General features: G+C 53.7%; 21 protein-coding genes. 9 read left to right on the top strand and 12 right to left on the bottom strand.

Annotation, left to right across the window (positions count from 1 at the left end; translation table 11 throughout):
- Positions 1-49: 49 nt before the first annotated feature.
- The 3 genes from ACIQY3_RS28275 (at position 50) to ACIQY3_RS28265 (ending at position 4421) form a co-directional block, all read left to right on the top strand.
- Positions 50-1066, top strand: a complete 1017-nt coding sequence (locus ACIQY3_RS28275; protein ID WP_403026368.1) for a class I SAM-dependent rRNA methyltransferase — start codon at positions 50-52, stop codon at positions 1064-1066.
- Positions 1067-1182: 116 nt separating this feature from the next.
- Positions 1183-4125 (top strand): DUF748 domain-containing protein, encoded by a 2943-nt coding sequence (locus tag ACIQY3_RS28270; RefSeq protein WP_403026365.1) that lies wholly within the window; start codon positions 1183-1185, stop codon positions 4123-4125.
- A complete protein-coding gene (locus ACIQY3_RS28265; protein WP_403026362.1) occupies positions 4125-4421 on the top strand; it encodes a DUF2845 domain-containing protein in 297 nt (98 codons plus the stop codon). Before ACIQY3_RS28270 ends, ACIQY3_RS28265 begins: the two co-directional genes overlap by 1 nt.
- A gap of 287 nt (positions 4422-4708) precedes the next feature.
- Here ACIQY3_RS28265 and ACIQY3_RS28260 read toward each other — a convergent pair whose 3' ends face one another.
- Together ACIQY3_RS28260 and ACIQY3_RS28255 are read right to left on the bottom strand one after the other, a co-directional pair.
- Positions 4709-5056 (bottom strand): BON domain-containing protein, encoded by a 348-nt coding sequence (locus tag ACIQY3_RS28260; protein ID WP_213940691.1) that lies wholly within the window; start codon positions 5054-5056, stop codon positions 4709-4711.
- A 313-nt stretch (positions 5057-5369) separates the two neighbouring features.
- Positions 5370-5786 (bottom strand): pilin, encoded by a 417-nt coding sequence (locus tag ACIQY3_RS28255; protein ID WP_403026359.1) that lies wholly within the window; start codon positions 5784-5786, stop codon positions 5370-5372.
- Between the two features lie 225 nt (positions 5787-6011).
- Here ACIQY3_RS28255 and pilB point away from each other — a divergent pair, with 225 nt between their 5' ends.
- The 5 genes from pilB to yacG are packed head-to-tail and all read left to right on the top strand — an operon-like array spanning position 6012 to position 10623.
- A complete protein-coding gene (gene pilB / locus ACIQY3_RS28250) occupies positions 6012-7712 on the top strand; it encodes a type IV-A pilus assembly ATPase PilB (protein WP_403026356.1) in 1701 nt (566 codons plus the stop codon).
- A gap of 2 nt (positions 7713-7714) precedes the next feature.
- Complete coding sequence (locus ACIQY3_RS28245) at positions 7715-8932, top strand: type II secretion system F family protein (protein WP_403026354.1); 1218 nt, start codon at positions 7715-7717, stop codon at positions 8930-8932.
- 1 nt (position 8933) lies between these two features.
- Positions 8934-9806 carry a prepilin peptidase gene (locus ACIQY3_RS28240; protein WP_403026351.1) on the top strand — a complete coding sequence of 291 codons (873 nt, stop codon included), beginning with the start codon at positions 8934-8936 and terminating at the stop codon, positions 9804-9806.
- The gene (coaE, locus tag ACIQY3_RS28235; protein ID WP_403026349.1) at positions 9803-10426 is read left to right on the top strand and encodes a dephospho-CoA kinase; all 624 of its coding nucleotides are present in this window, start codon (positions 9803-9805) and stop codon (positions 10424-10426) included. Before ACIQY3_RS28240 ends, coaE begins: the two co-directional genes overlap by 4 nt.
- Positions 10423-10623 carry a DNA gyrase inhibitor YacG gene (yacG, locus tag ACIQY3_RS28230; protein ID WP_054051315.1) on the top strand — a complete coding sequence of 67 codons (201 nt, stop codon included), beginning with the start codon at positions 10423-10425 and terminating at the stop codon, positions 10621-10623. The genes coaE and yacG overlap by 4 nt, the downstream gene beginning before the upstream one ends.
- 21 nt (positions 10624-10644) lie before the next feature.
- Here the strand turns inward: yacG and ACIQY3_RS28225 are convergent, their stop codons facing one another.
- The 7 genes from ACIQY3_RS28225 to ACIQY3_RS28195 form a co-directional block, all read right to left on the bottom strand.
- The gene (locus ACIQY3_RS28225; RefSeq protein ID WP_054051316.1) at positions 10645-10860 is read right to left on the bottom strand and encodes a hypothetical protein; all 216 of its coding nucleotides are present in this window, start codon (positions 10858-10860) and stop codon (positions 10645-10647) included.
- A gap of 63 nt (positions 10861-10923) precedes the next feature.
- Positions 10924-11613, bottom strand: coding sequence for an energy-coupling factor ABC transporter permease (locus tag ACIQY3_RS28220; RefSeq protein WP_403026343.1), 690 nt, complete (start codon positions 11611-11613; stop codon positions 10924-10926).
- Between the two features lie 1367 nt (positions 11614-12980).
- The gene (locus ACIQY3_RS28215) at positions 12981-14996 is read right to left on the bottom strand and encodes a hypothetical protein (protein ID WP_403026341.1); all 2016 of its coding nucleotides are present in this window, start codon (positions 14994-14996) and stop codon (positions 12981-12983) included.
- 4 nt (positions 14997-15000) lie between these two features.
- Complete coding sequence (locus ACIQY3_RS28210) at positions 15001-15849, bottom strand: hypothetical protein (protein WP_403026338.1); 849 nt, start codon at positions 15847-15849, stop codon at positions 15001-15003.
- The gene (locus ACIQY3_RS28205; protein ID WP_403026335.1) at positions 15846-16853 is read right to left on the bottom strand and encodes a hypothetical protein; all 1008 of its coding nucleotides are present in this window, start codon (positions 16851-16853) and stop codon (positions 15846-15848) included. The genes ACIQY3_RS28210 and ACIQY3_RS28205 overlap by 4 nt, the downstream gene beginning before the upstream one ends.
- A gap of 2 nt (positions 16854-16855) precedes the next feature.
- Positions 16856-17956 (bottom strand): GTPase-associated system all-helical protein GASH, encoded by a 1101-nt coding sequence (locus ACIQY3_RS28200; RefSeq protein WP_403026332.1) that lies wholly within the window; start codon positions 17954-17956, stop codon positions 16856-16858.
- The gene (locus ACIQY3_RS28195; RefSeq protein ID WP_403026330.1) at positions 17953-19320 is read right to left on the bottom strand and encodes a metallophosphoesterase; all 1368 of its coding nucleotides are present in this window, start codon (positions 19318-19320) and stop codon (positions 17953-17955) included. The genes ACIQY3_RS28200 and ACIQY3_RS28195 overlap by 4 nt, the downstream gene beginning before the upstream one ends.
- A gap of 832 nt (positions 19321-20152) precedes the next feature.
- Between ACIQY3_RS28195 and ACIQY3_RS28190 the strand changes: the two genes are divergently transcribed.
- Positions 20153-20485 (top strand): hypothetical protein, encoded by a 333-nt coding sequence (locus ACIQY3_RS28190; RefSeq protein WP_403026328.1) that lies wholly within the window; start codon positions 20153-20155, stop codon positions 20483-20485.
- 170 nt (positions 20486-20655) lie between these two features.
- On the opposite strand, the gene ACIQY3_RS28185 is transcribed toward ACIQY3_RS28190, so the two are convergent.
- The 3 genes from ACIQY3_RS28185 to ACIQY3_RS28175 all read right to left on the bottom strand — a co-directional run bounded on the left by ACIQY3_RS28185 (position 20656) and on the right by ACIQY3_RS28175 (position 24077).
- Positions 20656-20844 carry an AbrB/MazE/SpoVT family DNA-binding domain-containing protein gene (locus ACIQY3_RS28185; RefSeq protein WP_403026326.1) on the bottom strand — a complete coding sequence of 63 codons (189 nt, stop codon included), beginning with the start codon at positions 20842-20844 and terminating at the stop codon, positions 20656-20658.
- Between the two features lie 899 nt (positions 20845-21743).
- The gene (locus ACIQY3_RS28180) at positions 21744-22886 is read right to left on the bottom strand and encodes a DUF3396 domain-containing protein (RefSeq protein ID WP_403026323.1); all 1143 of its coding nucleotides are present in this window, start codon (positions 22884-22886) and stop codon (positions 21744-21746) included.
- Positions 22887-22898: 12 nt separating this feature from the next.
- On the bottom strand, positions 22899-24077 hold the full coding sequence (locus ACIQY3_RS28175) for a VRR-NUC domain-containing protein (protein ID WP_403026321.1): 1179 nt from the start codon (positions 24075-24077) through the stop codon (positions 22899-22901).
- Positions 24078-24144 lie beyond the last annotated feature (67 nt).

The following is a 24144-nucleotide window of genomic DNA, read 5'->3' as shown; positions in this document are numbered from 1 at the left end:
AGCTGTTAAACTCCCGCGCCAAATTCCCTCCTCCTGCAAGGCGCCCAGCATGTCTTCCTTGAATCAGGCGCTGCGCGCCGCCCTCGATCATCGCCAGGACCTGCTTGCCGTACTGCATCAGCAGGGCACCGATTGCTATCGCCTGTTCCATGGCAGCCAGGAAGGCGCCGGCGGCCTGACCATCGACCGTTACGGCCCGCAATTGCTGGTGCAAAGCTTTCACCAGTCGTTGGAGCGCGACGCACTGCTGCAACTGCACGACAGCATCAATCAACACCTGGGCCTCGACACCCTGCTGGTCTACAACGACCGCTCCCGGGGCAATTCGCGCATCGACCGCGAAGACACCGTCTACCAAGCCGACGAAGCCGCGCTGCAAGACCTGATCGGCCACGAATGGGGCCTCAACTATCGGGTTCGCGGCCGTCACGCCGGGCAAGACCCATTGCTGTTCCTCGACCTGCGCAACACCCGTGGCTGGGTCAAGGATCACAGCAAAGGCAAAAGCGTGCTGAACCTGTTTGCCTACACCTGCGGCGTCGGCCTGAGTGCGGCGGCCGGTGGTGCGCGCGAAGTCTGCAACCTCGACTTCGCCGAAGGCAACCTGGCCGTGGGCCGCGAAAACGGTCTGCTTAATCCGCAGTTGCCGGCCATGGAATTCATTCAGTCCGATTATTTCCCGGCGATCCGCCAACTGGCCGGCCTGCCGATCAGTCAGCGCCGCGGGCAGAAACTGCCGAGCTACCAGCGACTGGAACAGCGTCAATACGATCTGGTGCTGCTCGATCCACCGGCCTGGGCCAAGAGCGCGTTCGGCACCGTTGACCTGCTGCGCGACTATCAGAGCCTGCTCAAACCCGCGCTGCTGACCACCGCCGACAATGGCGTGCTGATCTGCTGCAACAACCTGGCAAAAGTCAGCATGGACGACTGGCGCGAGCAGGTGTTGCGCTGTGCGGAGAAGGCCGGGCGACCGGTGCGCGAGTGGTCGGTGATGACTCCGGGCGCGGATTTTCCGTCGATGGATCAGCAGCCTCCGTTGAAAACCCTGATCCTGCAGCTCTGACTCTCTGGGAAATTTCCTACACCTTTTTCTGAACAATCCTGAACAGGGCGAGTACTTCGGAACCGAAAACGCGTGCCATACTCCAAGGCACTCCGATCAGACAAATGAAGCCGCACATGCCCAAAGGATTGATTCGCGCTATCGGCGCCTTGCTGACTGCTCTGGCTCTCTACAGCCTGCTGGGGTTTCTGATTTTGCCGGGCATCGCCTTGCGGATCGCCAACCAGCAGTTGGCCAATTACGCCACGACGCCCGCACATATCCAGCGGATCGAACTCAACCCCTTCAGCATCGAGGTCACCCTGTGGGGGCTGATCATCGGTGAGCCGGGCAAGGAACAGGTCGGCTTCGAACGGCTTTACGCCAACCTGCAGATCGACAGTCTCTGGACCAAGGCGCTGCACCTGTCCGATATCGAACTGGACAAGCCCAAGACTGAAATCCTTTTCGGCAAGGACGGCAAGCTCAACCTGCTCGGCCTGTTCAAAATCCCCGCCAGCGAACCGACCCCGGCCGACCCGAACGCCAAGCCGTTCCCGCTACGGGTGGAGCGAATCAAACTGGCCGGTGGCTATGTGCACTTCCAGGATTCGCGCCCCAGCGAGCCCATCGAATTCCTTTACGACAAACTCGATTTCGAGCTGAAGAACCTCAGCACCCTGCCCGATGACAACGCCGACATGACGCTGGTCGCGGCCGGCCCGGCGGGCGGGCAGATCGACTGGACCGGTAATTTCAGCCTGGTGCCGATCGCTTCCGAAGGTAAGCTGAAAGTCACCGACGGCCAGATGAAAGTCTGGTGGCCGTATGTGCGGGATGCGCTGCCGCTGGCCCTGGAAAACGGCGTGCTGAACCTGAGCACCGACTACAAACTCAACCTGGCCAAGGAAACCGAACTGCTGCTGAGCAATGTTGCGGTCAGCGTCGCGCCGTTCGCTATCAATGCACCGGACGGTCGGCCACTGGTGAAACTCGAACGCCTGGACGTCAGTGAAACCTCTATCGATCTGGCCAAGCAGCAGGTGGTGGTCGGCAAGATCCGCAGCAACAAACTCGAAACCTGGGCCGCCCTTGAAGCGGACGGGCAACTGGACTGGCAGAAACTGTTCGCCAGCCAACCGTCCAAAGCTGCCGTCAAAGCCAAAGCCGAACCGGCGACCACTCCAGCCGCCGCCGATTCACCCAAACCTGAACCCACCCCGCCAGGCAAACCGTGGCAGGTGCTGCTCAAAGACGTGCAACTGCGCAATTACCAGGTGCACCTGGCCGACCGCAAGGCGCAACCGGCCGTGGCGCTGGAAGTGGGTCCGCTGAATGTGGATCTGCAGAATTTCGACAGCCTCAATGGCTCGCCTTTCGCCCTCAAGCTCGACACGGGAATCGGCAAGCAAGGCAAGATCACCGCGGACGGCGAGGTCAATCTGGCGCCGGTCAGTGCCAAGCTGAAAGTGCAGACCAAAGACATCGACCTTCGTGTCGCCCAGTCCTACATCACTCCGTTCATTCGCCTGGAACTGCGCAGCGGCATGCTCGGCAGTGACCTGGCGGTTGACCTGAAAAGCACCGACCCGCTGGCCTTCAGCGTGACCGGCCGGGCCCAGGTCGATCAGTTGCACACCCTCGACACCTTGAAAACCCGCGACTTCCTCAAGTGGCAGCAACTGGTGCTCGAAGGCCTGAATTATCAACACGGCGACAGCCTGTCGATCGACAGGGTCAACCTTTTCCAGCCCTATGCGCGCTTCATGATCAACGATGACCGCACCACCAACATCGATGACCTGCTGGTCCCGCAACCACCCGATTCCGGCGCCAAGACTGCCGCCGCCAAACCGGCAGCCGGCAAGGACAAACCGCTGGGTATCCATGTGGGCGGCATCGCGATCAATGACGGTTCGGCGAACTTCGCCGACTTCAGCCTGACGCCGAACTTCGCCACCGCCGTGCAACAGCTCAACGGTGCGATCGGCACCATCGACAGCCGCCAGGCAAAACCCGCCACTGTCGACATCAAAGGCAAGGTTGACCGTTATGCACCGGTCACCATCAAGGGTGCGGTCAACCCGTTCGACCCGATGGCCAGCCTCGACATCGCCACCAGTTTCAAACGGGTGGAACTGACGACACTGACGCCCTACTCCGGCAAGTTCGCCGGCTACCGCATCCGCAAGGGCCGGCTCAATCTCGACCTGCATTACCTGATCACCAAGGGCCAGCTCAAAGCCGAGAACAAAGTGGTGGTCGAGCAACTGCAACTGGGCGAGAAAGTCGACAGCCCGGACGCCACGAGCCTGCCGCTGAAACTGGCAATCGCCCTGCTCAAGGACGTTGACGGCAAGATTTCCATCGAGTTGCCGGTGACCGGCGACCTGAACAATCCGCAGTTCAGCATCATGCCGATTGTCTGGCAGACCCTGCGCAACCTGATCGTGAAAGCGGCCGCCGCGCCGTTCAAAATGATTGGTGGTTTGATCAGTGGCGGCGGTTCGGAGGACCTGGGCACCGTGTCGTTCGCACCGGGTTCGAGTGACCTGAGCAAGGAAGCCGAAGCATCGCTGGTCAAACTCTCCGGTGCACTCAAGGAGCGTCCGGCCCTGCGCCTGGAAATCGAAGGCACCGCCGCGCAAAGCAGTGACGGGCCGTTGATCGCCGAGCAACGTCTGGAGCGTGAATACCAGTACAACTACTACAAGATGCTCCAGCGCCGTGGCGACAAGGTCCCGGCCCAGGCGTCCCTGCTGCAAGTACCCGATGGCGAGAAAGGTCCGCTGCTGGAAGGCATCTACCGCACCCGCCTCAAGACTCAGCCGCCCGCTGAATGGAAAGATCTGGGCAAGGAAGAACGCACCGCCAAAATGCGCGCGGACGTGATCAAGTTCTGGAGTTCCAGCGACGTGCTGTTGCGGCAACTGGGTCAGGAACGGGCCAGCAGCATCAAGGACTTCCTGGTGGACAAGACGCAGATGGCCGATGACCGCGTGTACTTTGTCGACGCCAGCCTGGGTGAAGCGCAAAGTGATGGTCGGGTAGTGACCCCCCTGCATCTGGATGCCGAGTGATGATCAGACAATTGCTGATCGGCCTGACCCTGGCGATGGCTGCCAGTCAGGCCAGCGCAGCCGATACCCTGCGCTGCGGCAGTCAGTTGATCAGCGTGGGCGACCGCTCCAGCGAAGTACTGCAGAAATGCGGACAACCCGTGGCCCGGGATGAATTGGGCTACAAGCGCAGCGCCAACCGGCGCGAAGAGTTCCAGGTCGAGGAATGGACCTACGGGCCCAACAACGGGATGTACCAGTACCTGCGGTTTGAAGGTAATCGGCTGAAGGAAATCACCAGCAAGCGCGGCAACTGAACCACCACAACTTTCAAGTTGAACACCTACCCATGTGGGAGCGGGCTTGCTCGCGAATGCGGTGTGTCAGTCCACAGTGATGTCGACTGACACTCCCTCTTCGCGAGCAAGGCCGCTCCCACATTTGTTTTTGCGCCGCCCACAATAGAACAGGCCCCCGACACGAATGTCGGAGGCCTGTAATGGCCACATCCTTGTGGCCTTCGCATGAACTCTCCAGAGGCGGCAGACGTATTGCTTGGCCCGTCTGCCACGCCTTCTCCCGGTTCAAGCGGAGAAGTCTTGCCTTACTCGGCTTTCAGGCCATCAGCGGAAACCGCTTTGACGCCTTTGATTTTTTTGGTGATCGCAACAGCGGTGGTTTTCTGAGCTTCGGTAACGGCTACAGTCGACGACAGCGATACAACACCTTTGTTGGTTTCTACTTTGATGTCGGTGCCTGGAATGCCTTTTTCGGTTACCAGGTCGCTTTTGACTTTGGTAGTGATCCAGGTATCGGAAGTGGTTTCTTTAGCTTTGGTCATTTCACCAGCCGCCAGAGTCATCGGGGCTTGGGTGGTGGTGGTTTGTGCAAAAGCAGCACCGGCCATGGTCAGGGTCAGCGCGGCAGCAGTAGCGATAGCGAACTTCTTCATACGAGTAACTCCTGTTTTTCTATAAAGTCTGCTGCGTGTCTTCTCAGCAGGGTTACTGGGTATATTGCGAACGCTGTGCCAACTTTGAGACTGACAATAAATCCTTATAAAACAACAAGTTATGAATTATTCAAAAATCCGGATTCATGCAAAATGCATGACTATCGGATTATGTACATGCAAGATGCCGGTTTTATCGTTGGCCTAAGGCCATGAATTGTCGGGGTTTTCTTATTTACAGAGAATTTGCTGAACCCATAAAAAAACCCCGCGAAATTACGCGGGGTTTTGGCTTGCAGAAATGACGTTAACGTTATGTTGCAGAACCAGTGCAACTCTTAGGCAAGAAATCCTGCTGAGCCGTGCTGGTGCAAACCCAGCCAGTCGTCGAGCGCGTCAACGTTATCGTCTTGCCCAAGACCGGCGCTGGCGCGTTGGCGATCGTACAAACGATGGTGCCACTGCCATCACTGGCTGTCCCGGAAGCTGTCGTCGTGCAGTTTGACGTTGTGCCAGCCCCACCAATTGACGCCACGGTTGTCGGGCTGGTCCCGTTATTCATCATTTCTTCAAATGGCACCTTCAACGCGGAAATTTCCGCCAGGCCCGCCGTCACCTTGGCCTTCGCTTGGTATTTGGAGTAAGCCGGCAACGCAAACGTCGCCAGAATCCCGATGATCGCCACCACGATCAACAGCTCGATAAGCGTAAAACCCTTCTGAGTATTCATAGACAAGCTCCATGCATGAGTCGAAATCTCATGATCTGATTAAGCCTCAGCATACTCCGTGCCAGGCCTTCGCCGCCCTGCGTGCTGGGCGCGGAGTATCAAAAGCGCCCTTTCCTACCCCCTGCAACCGCACTATCTGACACTTTTTGTCACCTCAACCCCTCTGGTTTGGTTCCTCGTCTTGACTAGGCTATAAGTCATGAACTGTCTGCGTCCGGTATCCCCATGAATGACATCGCCCTTAGCGGTCTGGCCAAGCAATTGGTGCTGGCCGAACTGCTCACTGACAAAAGCGCGCAACAGGCGTATCAGCAAGCCCAACGCAATCGCATTCCCCTGGTCAGCTACCTGGTCCAGAACAAACTGGTAAAGAGCCGGCAAGTGGCGGAGATTGCCTCGGAACATTTCGGCATGGCCCTGCTGGACCTCCACTGCCTGGACAAGGAAACCCAGCCCAAAGGCCTGGTCAGCGAGAAGCTGATACGCCAGCACCACGCCCTGCCCCTCTGGCGACGCGGCAATAAACTGTTCGTGGGGATTTCCGACCCGACCAATCATCAGGCGATCAACGACATCCAGTTCAGCACCGGCCTGAGCACCGAAGCGATCCTGGTGGAGGACGACAAGCTCAGCGACGCCATCGAGAAATTTTTCGACAGCCACGCCACCGGCCTGGAAGAGATGGCCGACGTTGACCTCGATGGCCTGGACATCGAGTCGCCTGATGACAAAACCCACGATTCCATCGCCGGCCAGGACGCCGATGACGCGCCGGTGGTGCGCTTCGTCCACAAGATGCTGCTCGACGCGATCAAGAGCGGCTCTTCGGACTTGCACTTCGAGCCCTACGAAAAAACCTACCGCGTACGGATGCGCACCGATGGCATTCTGCGTGAAGTCGCCAAGCCGCCGATTCAACTGGCCAACCGGATCTCCGCCCGGCTCAAGGTCATGGCCAGTCTCGACATCTCCGAGCGACGCCGGCCCCAGGACGGGCGGATCAAGATGCGCTTGTCCAAGAGCAAGTCCATCGACTTTCGGGTCAACACCTTGCCGACCCTGTGGGGCGAAAAAGTGGTGATCCGGATCCTCGACCCGTCCAGCGCCCAGATGGGCATCGACGCCCTCGGCTACGAGCCCGACCAGAAAGCCCTGTTCATGGCCGCCCTCAAGCAGCCACAAGGCATGATTCTGGTCACGGGGCCTACCGGCTCGGGTAAAACCGTGTCGCTGTATACCGGGCTGAATATCCTCAACACCGTGGACATCAACATCTCCACCGCCGAAGACCCGGTGGAGATCAACATGGAAGGCATCAACCAAGTCAACGTCAATCCCAAGCAGGGCCTGGATTTCTCCCAGGCCTTGCGTTCGTTTCTGCGTCAGGACCCGGACGTGATCATGGTCGGCGAGATCCGCGACCTGGAAACCGCGGAAATCGCGATCAAGGCCGCCCAGACCGGACACCTGGTGCTGTCGACCCTGCACACCAACAGCGCCGCGGAAACCCTGACCCGCCTGCACAACATGGGCATTCCGGGTTTCAACATCGCCACCTCGGTCACCCTCATCATCGCCCAACGCCTGGCGCGCAAACTGTGCAGTCACTGCAAGACGCCGATCGAGATTCCCCGGGAAGCACTGATCAAGGAAGGCTTCCCCGAGGAACGCATCGGCTCATTCACGATCTATGAGCCCGTCGGTTGCGATCACTGCAACCATGGTTACAAAGGGCGAATCGGGATTTATGAAGTGGTGAAGAACACGCCGGACCTGCAACGGCTGATCATGGCCGAAGGCAACTCCCTGGAAATCGAGATCCAGATGCGCAAGGACGGCTTCAATGACCTGCGCACTTCGGGGCTGATCAAGGCCATGCAAGGCATCACCAGCCTTGAAGAAATCAACCGGGTCACCAAGGACTGAACATGGCGGTCAAGGCAGCAAAAATCAGCGTGTACGCCTGGGAAGGCACGGACAAGAAAGGCACGAAAATCACTGGCGAGTTGAGCGGTCAGAATCCGGCGCTGATCAAGGCGCAATTGCGCAAGCAAGGGATCAACCCGGGCAAAGTGCGCAAGAAATCCGTGTCGATTTTCAACCTGGGCAAACGCATCAAGGCCCAGGACATCTCCCTGTTCACCCGACAGATGGCAACCATGATGAAGGCCGGCGTGCCGCTGTTGCAGTCGTTCGACATCATCGGCGAAGGCTTCGACAACCCGGCCATGCGCAAACTGGTGGACGAGGTGAAACAGGAAGTCGCCGCGGGTAACAGTTTCGCCGCGTCCCTGCGCAAGAAGCCGCAATATTTCGACGAGTTGTACTGCAACCTGGTAGACGCCGGTGAACAGGCCGGTGCCCTGGATACGCTGCTGGATCGGGTGGCCACCTATAAGGAAAAGAGCGAACAGCTCAAGGCCAAGATCAAGAAAGCCATGACGTACCCGCTGGCCGTGGTGTTCGTCGCGATCATTGTCACCGGGATTCTGCTGGTCAAGGTGGTGCCGCAATTCAAGACCGTGTTCTCCGGGTTTGGTGCCGAACTGCCGGGGTTCACCCTGATGGTGATCAGCCTGTCAGAGTTCATGCAGGAGTGGTGGTGGGTGATGCTCGGCGCACTGGGCGCAGCGATCTTCGGTTTTCGCCATGCCATGAAAAAGTCCCAGGGCTTTCGCGACCGGATGGACACGTGGCTGCTGAAGCTGCCACTGGTGGGCGCGCTGATGTACAAGTCCGCCGTGGCCCGTTATGCCCGCACACTGTCGACCACGTTCGCCGCCGGGGTGCCGCTGGTGGATGCCCTGGAATCGGTGGCCGGTGCCACCGGCAACATCGTGTTCAAGCGCGCGGTGCTGCGCATCAAGCAGGACGTGTCGACCGGCATGCAGCTGAATTTCGCCATGCGCACCTCCGGCGTCTTCCCGAACATGGCGATCCAGATGGCCGCCATTGGCGAAGAGTCCGGCGCCCTCGACGACATGCTCGACAAGGTCGCCAGTTTCTACGAGGACGAAGTGGACAACATGGTCGACAACCTCACCAGCCTGATGGAACCGTTCATCATGGTGGTGTTGGGCGTGGTCGTCGGCGGGCTGGTGGTTGCCATGTACCTGCCTATTTTCCAACTCGGCTCAGCGATCTGACATGCCCTTGAATGAATACCTGACCCTCTATCCGCTGGCCTTCGTCATCACGGCGCTGGTGCTCGGCCTGCTAATCGGCAGTTTCCTCAACGTGGTGATCTGGCGCCTGCCGAAAATGCTCGAACGGGAATGGCGAACGCAGGCTCACGATGTCCTCGGCCTGCCCATCGAATCGCCCTCTTCGACCTACAATCTGATGCTGCCCCATTCCCAGTGTCCGCACTGCGCCCACAAGATCCGCGCCTGGGAGAACATCCCGGTGCTCAGTTATCTGTTGTTGCGCGGTCGCTGCTCGAACTGCGCGGCGCCTATCAGCAAGCGCTACCCGCTGACCGAACTGGCCTGCGGTCTGCTATCGGCATTCATTGCCTGGCATTTGGGTTTCGGCTGGCCTGCCGGCCTGCTGCTGGTGCTGACCTGGGGCCTGTTGGCGATGAGCCTGATCGATGCCGAACATCAATTGCTGCCCGATGTATTGGTGCTGCCGTTGTTGTGGCTGGGGCTGATCGTCAACAGCTTCGATCTGTTCGTGCCGTTGCACGATGCGTTGTGGGGCGCGGTGGCCGGCTATCTGGCGCTGTGGTCGGTGTTCTGGCTGTTCAAGCTGATCACCGGCAAGGACGGCATCGGCCATGGGGATTTCAAGCTGCTGGCGATGCTCGGGGCCTGGGGCGGTTGGCAGGTACTGCCGCTGACCATCCTGTTGTCATCGTTGGTGGGGGCCATCCTCGGGGTGATTTTGCTGCGTTTGCGTAACGCGAAAACCTCGACACCGATCCCCTTCGGCCCCTATCTGGCAATTGCCGGCTGGATTGCGTTGCTCTGGGGTGGTCAAATAACCGACTTCTATTGGCAGTTTGTCGGTTTGAAATGAATACCCCTGTGGAAAAACCCTGGATTCTCGGCCTGACCGGCGGCATCGGCAGCGGCAAAAGTGCTGCGGCCCAGCACTTCATCGACCTCGGTGTGCACGTGGTGGACGCCGATCACGCGGCGCGCTGGGTCGTGGAACCGGGTCGCCCGGCGCTTGCGAAAATTGCTGAGCATTTTGGCCCGGGCGTGCTGCAAGCCGACGGGCAACTGGATCGCGCCGCGTTGCGCAAACTGATCTTCGAAGTCCCGGAGGAACGCCGCTGGCTCGAAGCGTTGCTGCATCCACTGATCGCCGAGGAAATTGTCGAGCATCTGGCCAAGGCACAATCGCCTTACGCGATTCTGGTATCACCGCTGCTGATCGAGTCCGGCCAGTACGCCATGACCCAACGGGTCCTGGTGATCGACGCCCCGGAACAACTGCAGATCGAACGCACTCTGCAGCGTGACCAGACCAGCGAACAACAGGTCCAGGCGATCCTCAAGGCCCAGTCCAGCCGTCAGGACCGCGTGAGCCATGCCGACGATGTGGTGGTCAACGACCGGGACCTCGCCTGGCTGCACAGCGAGGTCGAGCGCCTGCATCACTTTTATTTAACTTTGCGTGGAGGCCAGTCATGAGCCAGACCCCAACCGTCAATTGCCCAACCTGCGGCGCCCCTGTCGAATGGAGCGCCACCAACACCTACCGGCCTTTTTGCTCGGATCGTTGCAAACTGATCGACCTGGGCGCCTGGGCGTCGGAAGAACACAAGATTCCGGTGAGCCCGGATGCCGAAGACGACCTGTTCAGCGAAGACTTCGAACCGCGTCACTGACCCCGTCTTTATCCATAGGCATCAGGGCCGCATAAAACCGTAGTCCTGACTGTCATCGAGGTTCTCGGCGAGAAACTGCAGCTCATCCGCCAGATCCTCGACACTGCGCACCGCCTTGCTCTGTTGCACCACCGCACTGAGCAAGGCGCGCAGGCTCAACCCCGGATCAAACCCCACTTCCTGCGCCGCATCCAGACTGTGACGCAACTCCTGCCTTGCCCATTCGTAGACACTCATTTCGATGCTCCTGAACGTTTTGCCGAGCATGAGTTGGCGAGCGTCAAACCGGTTTGATGTGGATCAAGACTTGGGATCGTCGTCTTTCCACGGCGCCGAAAGGTAACGCGTGCGGTTGAACGTCTCCAGCCACTCGGGACTGAACACCACCAGCGCGCTGATGATCATCCCGTTGATAAACGCCTCGGGAAAAATCAGCAGCCACAGATAGCCGACAAAATCTTCCAGCCAATACGGCATCGCAAAACGTTCGTCGAACCACAGCAATGTCAGCGCCAGCAGCAGGCACAGCAAGGCCGACAGCGCCGCCGCAAAGAAACCGGAAACGAAGATATACACAAAGGGATTACGCGGCTGGGCACGCTCGACCAGGATCGCGCAGCATTCGGTGACCAGCACCGGCAACAGGATAATCAACGCGCCGTTTACCCCGACGGCATCCAGATCCTGGCGCCCGAGCAGCACCAAACCCATTTGCGCTACCAGGGCGCCGACAATCGCCAGCGGCCAGTCCAGCAACAATGTCACCGCAGTCATGCCAATAAAGTGATACGACACGCCGGTATCGAAATCCCGCCGCACCAGCCACAGCATGAACAACGCGAACACCGTGCCGAACAGCAAATGCTGACGGCGACTGTCGGTGAACAACTCGACCCATGGCGCGCGGCAAATCGCCCAGATCACCACGGGTACGTAAATCAGCCAGCCGACCGCCAGGCTCTGCGGTGACAGCAACTCTGCGCCGATCATGACGCCATCCCCTTGAACACCACGACACACTCCTTGTTGGGTTACGGCTCCCTGCCAGCATACACCGGCGCAAAAGTGCCTCCAGTGGATGCAAAGCTTTCTGCTTGTCGCATTTGATATTGAAGAATAAAGTCTGTCGCGACCAACCCGCTGGAGGCATTGATATTCCTGAAATCTCCAAACCAAGAATCTCTTTGGAAAGTCTGTCGCTGCTGCCAAACGGCAATATTTTCTGTGTTCCTCTGCGAATAAAGTCTGTCACGCGGTCGGCTAAGTACGCAGGTGGGTTGGTGTAGCGGCGTTTTAATCAACGAGCCGTTGCATTTGCTCAACTGACTGACAGCACGAATGCCTTAGAAAGGGACTACGACGGCCTGCTCTTGCAGGCCGTCGCTGGATTGACGCATGAGATGGTCTGAGACATGTCGGGAATGAAAGCCTGAGCCAGGCTCTAATGGGAAACGAAGCAATTGCTTCGTGTAAATCACTTTTATGCCTTGTTAACTACCGTGATTAACAGTGCAAAAATTGGGTTTACAAGGAAGTGAAGGTCGCCAGTTTCAGTAGATACGCTGGGTATCCCTTTCTGAGTGGGTAATTGCACTGACTTGCCCACCCATTTGCATTCGACCTGACCAGTCATTTGCATCGGATTTGACCATCACGCTTCGTGACCATTACCGGCAGAGAACGGCCCAGAGTGTGTAAAAACGCTTCGCCAAAATTGAAGTGTACGCGTCTACGTTAAATCTGAAATTTATCGGCACGTCAGCAGATGTAAATTTCGCGTAGAAGCGCGATTTCCAGTCCAGTTTTGAGTACCTATCGCGCTCAAAAACGTTTTTACACAGCCTCGGCCAAAAGCTGCCGGTCGAGAGCAGTACCTAAAGCGTCTTGATGTACGTGCTCGCAGAGACGTCGCTGCGTACCGCAAGACCGGACAGAAAATGCTTCAGCGGCTCTCACCTCGGCAGAATGGCGATGGCGGCGGAAGCGTGCGCTTAAGCGCTTTGAATGTGGAGTTCATGGAGCGCTTACGATGCATCCAAACAACCCTCAAAACCCTCGAAGAATAAGGAGGGAAGATAACTCTAAGAGATTGGGCCCTTCTGAGTTATCTGCTACGAGCTGAGCATCGCCGTCAGACTTCACCAACAGAACACGGTTATGCCGAACCACGCCCGCGAGGGCAACGCCTAGCAGGCTGACTGCTGCAGGTGCGTAGTTTTAGTCCGCACGCCCCTTTGGAGTGCGATATCCTGAGACCCAGGAGGGAACTGCGGAGACGTGTTATCCGTCCAAACGCCGAACCCGATTGAGTCGCTTGCTAGCCACGCCACTGGAGGTACAGTTTTTAAATTATCAATCTACCACCACGTCCATGATTTTTTTTTGTCTATTGCATTTTTGATGTACCGCTCTACCACACCACGCACTTTTCCTTCTAGAGTTCCACTATTTAAAGCTTTTTCCAGAGCATCAAGCCCGTATCGTGCTTCGACCTCTCTCGCAATTTCAGTTAAATAGTCCGATACTTGACTTACATAAAAAACCTGAGGATCAAAAAACAATGATGGCGAAAAAGCCATCAAAACATTCTTAGTGACTAACGTATCTAAGGCTCTACTGCCCTGGTAATGAGGTAACCTAGCTCTTAAGTAGTTCTCATCCTGACTAGAAACATATTTCTTAATTATGCTTTGCAAGGGATCATAGAATCTCAACAGTAGTAAATCAGAATGTTCACCACCAATCATCCCCACAACAAAACCAACTATTACTATTGCACTGCTCAATGTCGAACTAACTTCAGAAAATACCGAGCTAAACAATAAATATGACCAAGTCGCAGGGTGTTCTATATTTCTGCCGGAGTCGATCTGAGCTCTCGCCAATTGGTCAACGACTGTGAGCGTAAGCGCGGAGCCACTTTCAGAAATCCCTGAAAGAAATTCTGGAACACCAACCACCCAGGCAGCCAAATACCTCTTGACCTCTTTACCGCCGCCACCCAACAACGTAAGAACACCCAGCAAGGGCAATTCACGCGAAATATACTGTATTGCAATAGTAGTCCGAAGACCAATATCTAAACCGAAAACGTAAAATAGCTCTTCGGCGTCCACTTCTACTTTATTTGCCAATTCCTCAAGAAGTTTGGCACGACCCTCATCCGAAACGGGCCAGAAACTCTTAACCAGAACTAACTCAGGTCGCGACTGCATAATGACAAGACGATTACCGTAGTCAGCTATTGCCACTAGACTTTCAAGCTCCGCATTTGCAACGAGCTCAATTAAAACTCGATGACCTACACTACCTTCTACACAATTTTTTGTTGAAGAAATGACATTTCTCAAATCCTCTTCAGAAAAACAAATATTTGAAGGAAGAACACTACCGGCACCGATATCGATGAGTTCGTCACGAAAAATGCACACTATATCAATGAAGTTTTTTGCAGACTGCGCAGCCTTCAATTCAGCCATGAATGCATCACGCATCAACCTCGAAAGATGCGCGTCATGAGCTATTTTGCGTACTTGCTCAAGACGGACTCCCATCGGGGCTTCTATTATTTCAGATTGCAATTGCGCTAGAGTTGGCGCTAATTTCTTAGGGTATTTACTTTCTATAACATAACGACCGAGGAAGGCTCGAAGGCTTGTTGCTCCCGAATATGGCAGGTCCTGTAGCAATACCAAATGACCATCTTTAACAACCATATTTTCCGAGTTGGAAAAATCGGACTCACGTTTCGAAAAGCGTAGACTACACGCAGCGTCAACCCCAATAGGCGTGTCTAATGGGCATGTCACAAAAGCAAACTCTCGACGCAGGCCAGGCCACATCTGTCGCCACAGAGCTAATGCAAGCAACTCATTTTTTTCACCTACAGAATACGGAAGAACTATATTGGAGTGAGAGGATTCACCGTAGATTTGAGTAAGCGCACTCATTGCACGAAAATCTTCTTCTATATCTATTTTTTCCGTTGTTTCTGAAAAAAATAGGATTGGCGATATAAAATCATGATCCGCGCCATCCTCAGGATGTCGAAAAATATCTTTCAGCGCCATGAGATCTGAAATTAACGCTAGAGCTTGATAATCTAAAATTATAGAGTGCGTCCATACACTGCCTGGCCGGTATCCTCTCCCAGCACTCCAAGTTCGGGCTAGCACATGTTTTGCAGCACTACGCAAAGGGTAGGATGCCAAATATGACTGCCCTTCTTTCATTTCTAAAGCAGCCATTGAGTCGCTCATAACCAACATAACCGATCTAGACTGGCTATCCAAGTCGATGGAGCTAGCTAATTCTTTATGACCACGTTCATAACCATGCAAAATCTGGTCAATTAATACCTTATTCCGACGCATAGCCTTAAAACTGCCCTGACATCAGCCAACTCAGCGGCGCTGAAAGATCATGCTGTTGAGCGCCATGCCCTACAACCATAATTCGCTCAGAGGGGCGAGCTACTTTTTCGAGTGACGCCTTCATCTGCGGTAATTTACCGCCTTGCGCGCTAATACCATAAATTCGAGTATCCCATAATACTGTATTTGAATTTAAGAACTGGGCCAGCATTGGCCGATGCTCTAAAAACCAATCTTCAGGCGTCCGTCCCGTCGTACTCACCACGTCCCAAGCAGAAATCATAACAGCGACTTTTCGATTACGCGGGTTCAGGGGACGTCTATTTGCCACTTGAAGAAACTCAACTACCTTTACTTCCTCTGGCATATTTTCCGGTTTGAATGCGTCCGTTTTTGGTGAATCATCAGAACTATCGGCAGGCTCCGGCGGACCAAGGATATCCATCAAATCGGAAATTAGAAGCATATCGTCTTCTCTATCAGCATTGGTAAATAGAAGAATACCATCGGTCTTTACCAACGCATCATAAAGCTCTCTGTTACATTGACCACTGCACGCGGGCTGCTCAAACGCCTCGCCACGTAAATCCGGGATCGAGAGCATTGACTCTACACCGCTTTGCCGGTCTCGAACATTGAACTGCACCCATCCCTCAGTATGAGGTTTGGTCCTGCTAACTCTTTTACAGGCCAGCCAATCATCCTCTAAACGATTCAAGTGAGCTTCGTTATCAGCCAAGCCGGTAAGCTCTAATTCCGTATGCACTTCATTGGCTACAAAAAGATGTCGTAGCGCAGCAATAAATGTGCTTTTTCCAGAGTTTGGCATCCCAACAATCAATTGATGCATCATCGTTTCTTACTCCGATACACATGCATTAACTTGTCCATCTCAGTCAGATGTACAGGCCAAGCAAAATCTTGCTCAACTGCAACTGGATCGGGCTCTTTTAAAATCTCATCGAGCAATTCTTTAAGGCCTTCGGCAATCTGTGTAGCCCCCTCTCTAGGCCGAGCAGCAATGAGTAACGGAGAAATCTGCACTCGCCCCCCAGTTCGTTGGCTTAAATCAGCGGCCAACGCATGAAGTGAACTTCTGGCTGCTTCTAGCTCTTCGTTTGATTTAGCCAGATCTGCTTTTGTTCCAATTAGGCGAACCGTTTTTTCAGCCAAGAGCAATTGTTGATCCATGGTCATCAACAATCTGCGAATGCGCGAAGTAGGTATGTGGGGCGTCTTTAAGAAATGCTCGATGTCCACTAATAAAAGTATTATATCGGCTCTGGAAAGCTCGCTAAATTCAACGATGCTGCCCGGATTATCTAGTACATTGTCAAAATGCTCCCCAGACCGATCAGAAAAAATTATGTCTTTGATTCCCTTGGATGTGGCCAATCTTAGGTGTGTAAAGCTGAGCCTGGCTGAAGTTGGTGTGCGCGCAGTATTCGGAATCAGCCCATTGGAGGCTACGCGCGCTAAATGACACCTTTCCTCATATCCTCGAAGCGTTTCGGAGCCGGCAAACTGAGCGTCAGAAATTTGTCCTCGATGCAGCATTTCATACATTGTCGCGATCATTGTTGTTTTGCCGACTTCAGGACCAGCCACTACTCCTACAACGATCCCTCCTCGTGCGCGTAACAACGCATCACAGCTTAAGGCATCAAGACTACTGAACCCGCGAGTACTAACCAAATCGCTTGAACGAGGGGAGTCCTCAACAGGAACGGAAACTTCCTCGGCGTCTAAAATAAGTATGACGTCAGGGCATTCTTCAAAGTTTAGGCCATTGATACAAACCCCGGACATCGGCCCATCGCATCCTGCAAGACTGCAGCCGTAAGCATTGACATCCATGATCATTTGCTCAGACTTGTGAACACCAGTCGCTCGCGATACACCTGCAGCGCTAGGTCCAGTGGATTCAGTGTTGTAGATGGATCAATGTTTGTAAGGCGTTTAAATCGTGGATGCCAATCTTCGGCATCGGCGCTATCAGCTGCCAACCCTTGTGCAGCGCTAAATGGTAGCAAGTCGGCTATTTTTCCAACGGCTATGGCACCATACGTTTCGTTCCGCCAAGCCCGATTCAGATTAGTAGCAGCCTCGATAATACTGACATCCTCAAGTCCACCCTGACGCCCGCTCTCAACGACCAAGCTTAGTAGAGCCGGAGCTGCAAATAGGCCGAGCTTTGTGGGATTTTTGTCAAAAAGCTCCCTTCCTGCCCGTAATGCTGCCTCAACAGTAGCGATCTGACGAAATGGCTTTGCCGCATCCGTACTCCAACCTCCAGTTACCCACCAGTGCGTACGTAGCTCTCTTTCTAGAGCAGTTACATAAGCGAGAGTCTCATTGTCGGCCTTAGCAGAAGCTGTAGCGGCAGACTCAACATACTTAATAAGCTCTTGAACGGAGCCCATTACACTAGCTTTCGCTACATGAAGATGCTGCTGATTGGTTGCGGCGTCTAAAGCAACGACTATTTCAGCCAACGCTTTTGGCTGCTTGGGAGCAGTCCTGACACTGGGAACTACGTTGCTTTGTCCCTGTGCCTCAGCCAACGTACGCTCGGCAAGTACAAGCAATTGCTCGTCCAAAACAGGTTTCCGAAGCCCCCCCATTGAGGCAGTCATAAGGCAAAGCGCCAGCATGCCGCTAACGTTGGTTTCATTTTCCAACTCATAACTAGCTATTGAGGTCGCCAGTAAAATCGCTTCTTTATCCGCTGGCTGAACATCGAACGTAGGGTCCTTTTGGCTAAATGCTTCGAAGAATGCTGGCGGCGCCCCGTCGCGCACCAAACCGAATATATATCGAAGTAGCTCTGGTATACCATCAACATTAAGAGCTGCGGCGGCAGCTTCCACTCCGACTCCGCGAGCCTCAATCAGCGCAGCATCTGTCGCCAATCCAAACTTTCCGTAAAGGATCCCCATCCGCTTTATCGCTTGCATCATTCCTGCTCCAATTTTCGCATAAGGTCTTCAAGCGCATCCATTTGTCCCGAATCGCGCGCACGAATTAATGAGAGCTTAAACCGCTCAACATCTGTTAAGCGGCTATCATTTTCCTCCGCTAGCTTGAGATGCCCGACAATCTCATTTTTTTGCGAGAGTGTAAGCTTGAAGAACCGGTAAACAGATAGGCGGAAACGATGCTGCGGTTCCACAATTGTCGCCCTCATCGCGCTACTAACTGTTGACACCGGCGGCCCGGGGGGGGCGGCGGCGACCGGACGCGCCTGATTGAACATCGCAGCTGGTAGGTTAGGTAATTTTATGTCGGCACGATGAATGGGATCGTATCCAACATCCTCGATAGATCGGAACTGAGCGGGGTCTCCCTGCCAGTCCCGGGCATGTACCTCTACCTTGAGTTTTCGGGGCAGTCCGGGGTCAACGTACACCTCAATGATATTGTAGCCAGGTCTCCAATTTGGCTCAGCTCGATGGGGATTGACTGATCCAGCAAAAAGCTTAATCCAGTCCCGCCCTGGCACGATGCGTTGATCATGCTCATGGCCAAAAAGTTGAATCCGAGCACTATTATTGAAGGCTCTCTCCGCTTCCTTCTGATCGGCTAGCCACATTGGAGGGTGATGCGCCATCACCAAGTATTCAATACCCGTTTGACAAGGGAGAGTCCAAGCTCGCGACCCTAAGAACAAGCTACCTTCAACATCAGACAATCCTGAAAGCAGCGCCGTGTTGAGGCCCCGGATTCGAAGAGTCGTACCGTCATTTAGAGCAAAATCGTGCTCCCAGACGAAAGTATTCGCATCGGCAAAAAATGATGACTGGTAACGCGCCGCAAATTCGTTATAGGTGGATATAGGTAGGTAAAAGAGGCTACAAGCATCAGGTTGGATCAATCGCCTGGTAAGTGCCTGATCGCGATCAAAGTGATTCTTGCCTCTTCGAACAGCATCATGACCATCCTGAATCAGCGGGTTTTCGACAATTACGCCTTGATCCACGTCATGATTGCCCGGGCACATAAGGACGTCTTCCGATCCGCACCCTGCTGCCTCGCAGACCTCCTCAAGCCAACTAGCCGCCTCCTCAAACTCAGTGCGCTTTCCTGCGTAAGCGATGTCACCTGTCACGAGAATGGCATCCGCACGCCCTAATTCCCCGCACATCTTTGCGATGTCGCGAGTGACTGAATTTCTTAACTCGCGGTCAGGATCGAAGCCGATTTGAGCGGCCCTGTGATTGAAGTGAATATCTGAAAGGTGCACAAATCGCAGCCTATTTGCTCCACTCATAAACGTCTCAATCTCAATGTAACCAGAATTATTCGCACCTACTGCCTCAATCAACCGTTAGTTTTTTTTGACACTAAAAAATAAAGGAGAGTACGCCCTCGGTGGTCCCTCTCGCCAAGCGCAGTCGCGAATCAAGAATAAAGCTCATGTCGTATGGCGGTGTTAATAATCAACCGCTAAATTTTTTACAACTTCTCTTTATAAATCAAAAGCTTGAAAAGCGTGCAACATTACATCCAGGTCGCCGGACCACAATGTTTAAAGCGGTAGAGGTATTTTTAGCATGCCCTTCTCCAGGACCGTAGGCGATCGCTAATTAATATCACGCCGCGCTGGGCTCTACGATCTCCTAAGCTCTCTCGGCCACGCCGCCTCCAAGGGGTGAGCGGTAGGGGGCTAAATTTTCTTTTTCGGCGGAAATCCAAGCTTGGTCAGCCTGCGATCATGATCATAAAGGCGATCTACAGAAGCTATACCTTGCAGGGAAGTGAATCACCGCTGGCTTTCTAGACGTATCGGAGTCTGCTTCTGACCGAGGCTGTGTAAAAACGTTTTTGAGCGCGACAGGTACTCAAAACCGGACTGAAAATCGCGCTCCTACGCGAAATCCACATCTGCTGACGTGCCGATAAATTTCAGATTTAACGTAGACGCGCACACTTCAATTTTGGCGAAGCGTTTTTACACACTCTGGGCCGATTGCCGCCTGTCGCCTCAGTCAGCTTTGGTTCAGTCTCAAGTGGCGGCATCGATACGCAGCAAACATAAATCCTCCAGCTACGGTTGCCAGGTGTTACAGCTGATCAAGAGGAGACTCGCTACTGGAGAAATTCGTCATGCTGATAGAATCGTACTAGCTACTCATAACATCCCTCCGAGAATCGGCATGAACCCAAAACTAACTGAAGAAGAGATGCGCCGGGCGTTGTTCGGTGCTGACGAGCCGGTTGCGCAGGACAATACGCCTCCCGTGCAAAAGCCTCGCACGGATATCGTGATCACGCAGTCGGCGAAGGTGGCAGAGAAAAAGAAGATCGCGAAAGCATTTACGCCTAGACTGAAAGTCACGCTTCGGGTGGGCAATGAATTTGAAGGCAAGACGCTCGAGATGATCCATCAGGCCGATACGTTGAGCACCCTCCTAGCTGGGCAAGAAGCGACTAGGGTGGCAAGGAAAAAATTCCGATTTGTGGAAGTGGTTTCGATCGAGTCGATGTAGGTGGATTTTCACTAGGCTAACGGGCTAGTCGTTGAAAGGCTTTCATTAGCTGGCTAACCCGAACGACCTCACTGGAAGACCCCCGCCTTGACGTCACTGGCGGTAATCGGCCAAACACCGACCGTTCGCATTTGCCTGTTTGAAGATTAGGTAAAGCGCGCCGGCGCGATTCAGGGTGTAGCTGAGTCGCTCGACTTCGGCGTCAGAACTATCGCGCCGCCGATCACTTCAATGGTCAGTACGTCGCCGATGCTCAGTCCTAAACTGGCGAGTAGGTCCGGCGGCAAGTCAATGATGACGTCGCCACTTCCATCCGCAGGATCTTGGCATTTCACTGTCCAGCGTTGGGCTTCGGTCATGACGTTACTCACACTTTGGTCTTAGCGGGCACGATTCATTATGCTCGCAATGTCTTCGCCAGTTGAAGCGTGATGCTGACTGCTGATGAATTCTTCTGACCATCTGCTGCCTATCGTGGCGGGCAGCTGTCGGCCAAAAGCGGACAGTCTCACTGGGACTGGGCTGACGCGCTGAAAGCGCGTCCGGCGAGCGTGCTTGAATGCCTTGCTATGTATTCCTTCGCCGAGTAAGCGGGAAGACAAATGGCTTTTCTTGAGTTAAATTTATTTCGTTTAGCTTGTATTTAAGTCTAATATCACTACAACTAAATCGTCGAATTAAGTTTTCCACTTTAATATCACTTAGCTTGTGATTCCAAGGGTGAATTATAGAGCCACCCCTAACTTTATCGAAGCCATACTTTTGTCCCAGAGCTACAGTGATAGTATTTTCAATCTCTGTTACCCAGAAACAATCGCCAATTGATCTAAAGGCCGCATGTAAGTGAGTTGCTTTTCTCTTTCCCGTGAGGCCGCTCTCTATATATTTGATGGCGCCATTTTTATTTAATGTAGAGTAAGGGCTTTTTTTACCATGGCTTCGCAGCCTTGATCTCAACCCTTTAGCTGTACCCACATACCATGAGTTCAGCTCAAGCTTCAAAATATAGATATACCAATTTCTAATTTCTTCACTCCTTTTCCGGAATCAAATTGTCCATAACGATTAAGCTAAGTCTTCTGAAACACTACTCGATTCGCACTGAGCGTGTCTATTGCAAGTGAGTTACGCCGCACTGCAGGATTAGGTCTGTTGAGGTCGAAGCGTCTCATGCAGGTATCTAGCGGAGCGAGGGGTAACCCAAAACGTCCGCTCTCGGCCAGGAGCTGTCGCCCGCACGGGGGGATGTTCGCCCCCCCTACATTGGAGTTACCGTACTATCCTTGGACCAATACCATAATGTTGCCCCCCACGCTGAACCGCTAAAACTAGGCATGATCTCACCCTGTTTGAAATGCCTACGAGAGTTCGCCTGCGCCGGGCTGAACCAGTAACCAGCCTTGCTACAAGGTTGGCCTGCTTCAATGCGAGAAGGAGAGGTCGAGCCAGTTTCTTCTTGGTCAAAACGTGCGTACCAGCGGTCAGTACTGTCTTTTTCGAAGCAATTGCCATAAGGCGAATAGCTATGAAGTTGATCAGGATTGGGTATGCGTACAGGTTTAACAACCTTATTAACAGCGACGTAAGCGGCTGGCAGCCCATCTTCCAAAGCTCCAAGCTCAGGGTATTCACCAGCGCGAATGATCAATCCATTGTTATACGTGAGAATTTCGATGTCACCACGCCCACTTAACGAGTGGCGTATGGTGGATTCACCACCAAGTCGCTCTACAAAAGTGCTTCCAAGGACCGTGTACCAGTTGACACCTTTTATGTGCTCCAGCAACTCTAACGAAGATGCGTGAGGCATCGAGTCTACTTCGAGTCCGGAATACTGCTGCGCTAATTCATACTCAGTGGGCGCGTAGCTGTGATAGTCATAGGGTAAAACGCTTGAAAGGCCGCCGTACCCGTGTTCCACTTCAAGCTTCTCGCTGAGATAACAAAGCCAATCTTGATATCTGGCAGCCCCACCAGGCTGCTTGAGTAGCGACCACGGGAATACCAGTTTAATGTGGGAGCGGATCTGATCTCCGTGAATTTCAAAAGAGTTGAGCATAGATAATCTATACTCATCAGCCTGAGTGGACTCGGCAGCACTACCCAAAAGCCAACTAAATTCGTCATTTGAATCGGTTTTTGAAATTTGCTCGCGAACCTTGTTGAAACTGGCATCGGTCAGCTTTTTTCGTCTACGATAAAACATTCCTTTCAAGAGCGGTTGAAACTCTTCGTAAAATCGTGCAAAGCACTCATCTATTTTGCTCTTCGTTTCCCGCGTGTATCCTTTCTTAAAATATAATGTGATGATTAATCCCAGTCTTACCACTGGCGTACCATCGGGCAATTCAAAAGACAAGTCAGCAGCGCGGTCTTCTAGGTTTTTTAATGATTTATTCACATTGGTTCTCAATCAAAAATTCAGTGCTTGGCGCGGAACTGGACTGGTAGCAAGTTTTGCTAGTATTGCTGCCAGAACAACCCAGGATTGCGCGGCTATTTCAATTATCGCTAACAATCCTGTTAGAAGAGCTGCTGGTATCGCAGCGGCGACTATCAACTCACCAATGACAATGATCACTACCGCCGTAGCAACTATTTTGCCAATATTCATTAGTAGTTGCACCCAATTAACTTCACGCAGAGCCTCTAGCGTCAAATCAGTGTAACGCTGAACCTCCTGCCAAATGGCGCGGAGTTGATCATCGGTCCAGCGTAATATTTTCCCACCGGTTTCACTGACCCACTCCCAAGCTTTTTGTGATTCTCGACGCACCCATTCACCTTTAGTGCTCAACCACGTTTGGGCGTCTTGCAAATGCTGCTGAAATTCTTGCGATAGTTGCCGGATGCCGTTAGCACCTTCTTCTAAAAGGCTGTCTACCGCTGATTGCACTTGCTGGGTCCAGTTTTCAACAAGCGCTGGCGCTGGCGTTGGTTCTGGACCGTATACAGGAACGGGCACTGGAGCAGGTCTTGGCGGTACCAATGAGGGCCATTGCAATGGATTGAAATAGCCGGTCGGTTTGTGCTCTTTGTTGTACTCCTTGTCGCGCTCGCGATCATCTCTGTCCCGGCAGTCGCTAATCTCCAGTACAGAGAACCGGTCACTACCACCAGCTATACGCAGGTAGGCTCGTTCCTGTTCCTGCGAAAGCTCGTCGTTGGGGAATTTGACCTCGACCAACCGTTCCAAATTATCTGGATGCATGACTCCTTCGTGGTCAGGACCAGCCCGTCCAGGCCAGCGAAGCGCACGACTTTTCACAATCATGACGTCTGGTCGACGCAATAGTCCCTTGGTATTGCCCACCGGAAAGAAGGTTAACGTATGACGTCGATCCGGATCAGGTACTTGCCCAGGGAGCGAGAGCGAGGTACTGAGAAACGGTTTCGGTGGGTTCGGTGGTATCGGGGTCATGTCGAAACTGACCTCGGCTTTGTAATCCCAGCGAAAATCCCAACGATACTCGTCAGCGCGGATCAAACCGCTCATGACCAGCTGTTTCAACTTTACTTCCGTAATTTCCCCACTGGGGAGTAGCTTGATCGACAGCCGTGGAAAACGAGCAGCGTAATTAGCTTTTTCCATCAAGTAAGGTTTGTTGGTGGGACTCGGTAATTTAGCTCTTGTCTCCGTGCCCTCAATGCTCGTCGTG

Source organism: Pseudomonas sp. NPDC096950, assembly GCF_044762525.1.
Taxonomy (GTDB): Bacteria; Pseudomonadota; Gammaproteobacteria; order Pseudomonadales; family Pseudomonadaceae; genus Aquipseudomonas.
Note: the sequence above shows the minus strand (reverse complement) of the source record. Positions and strands in the feature narration are given on the sequence as shown.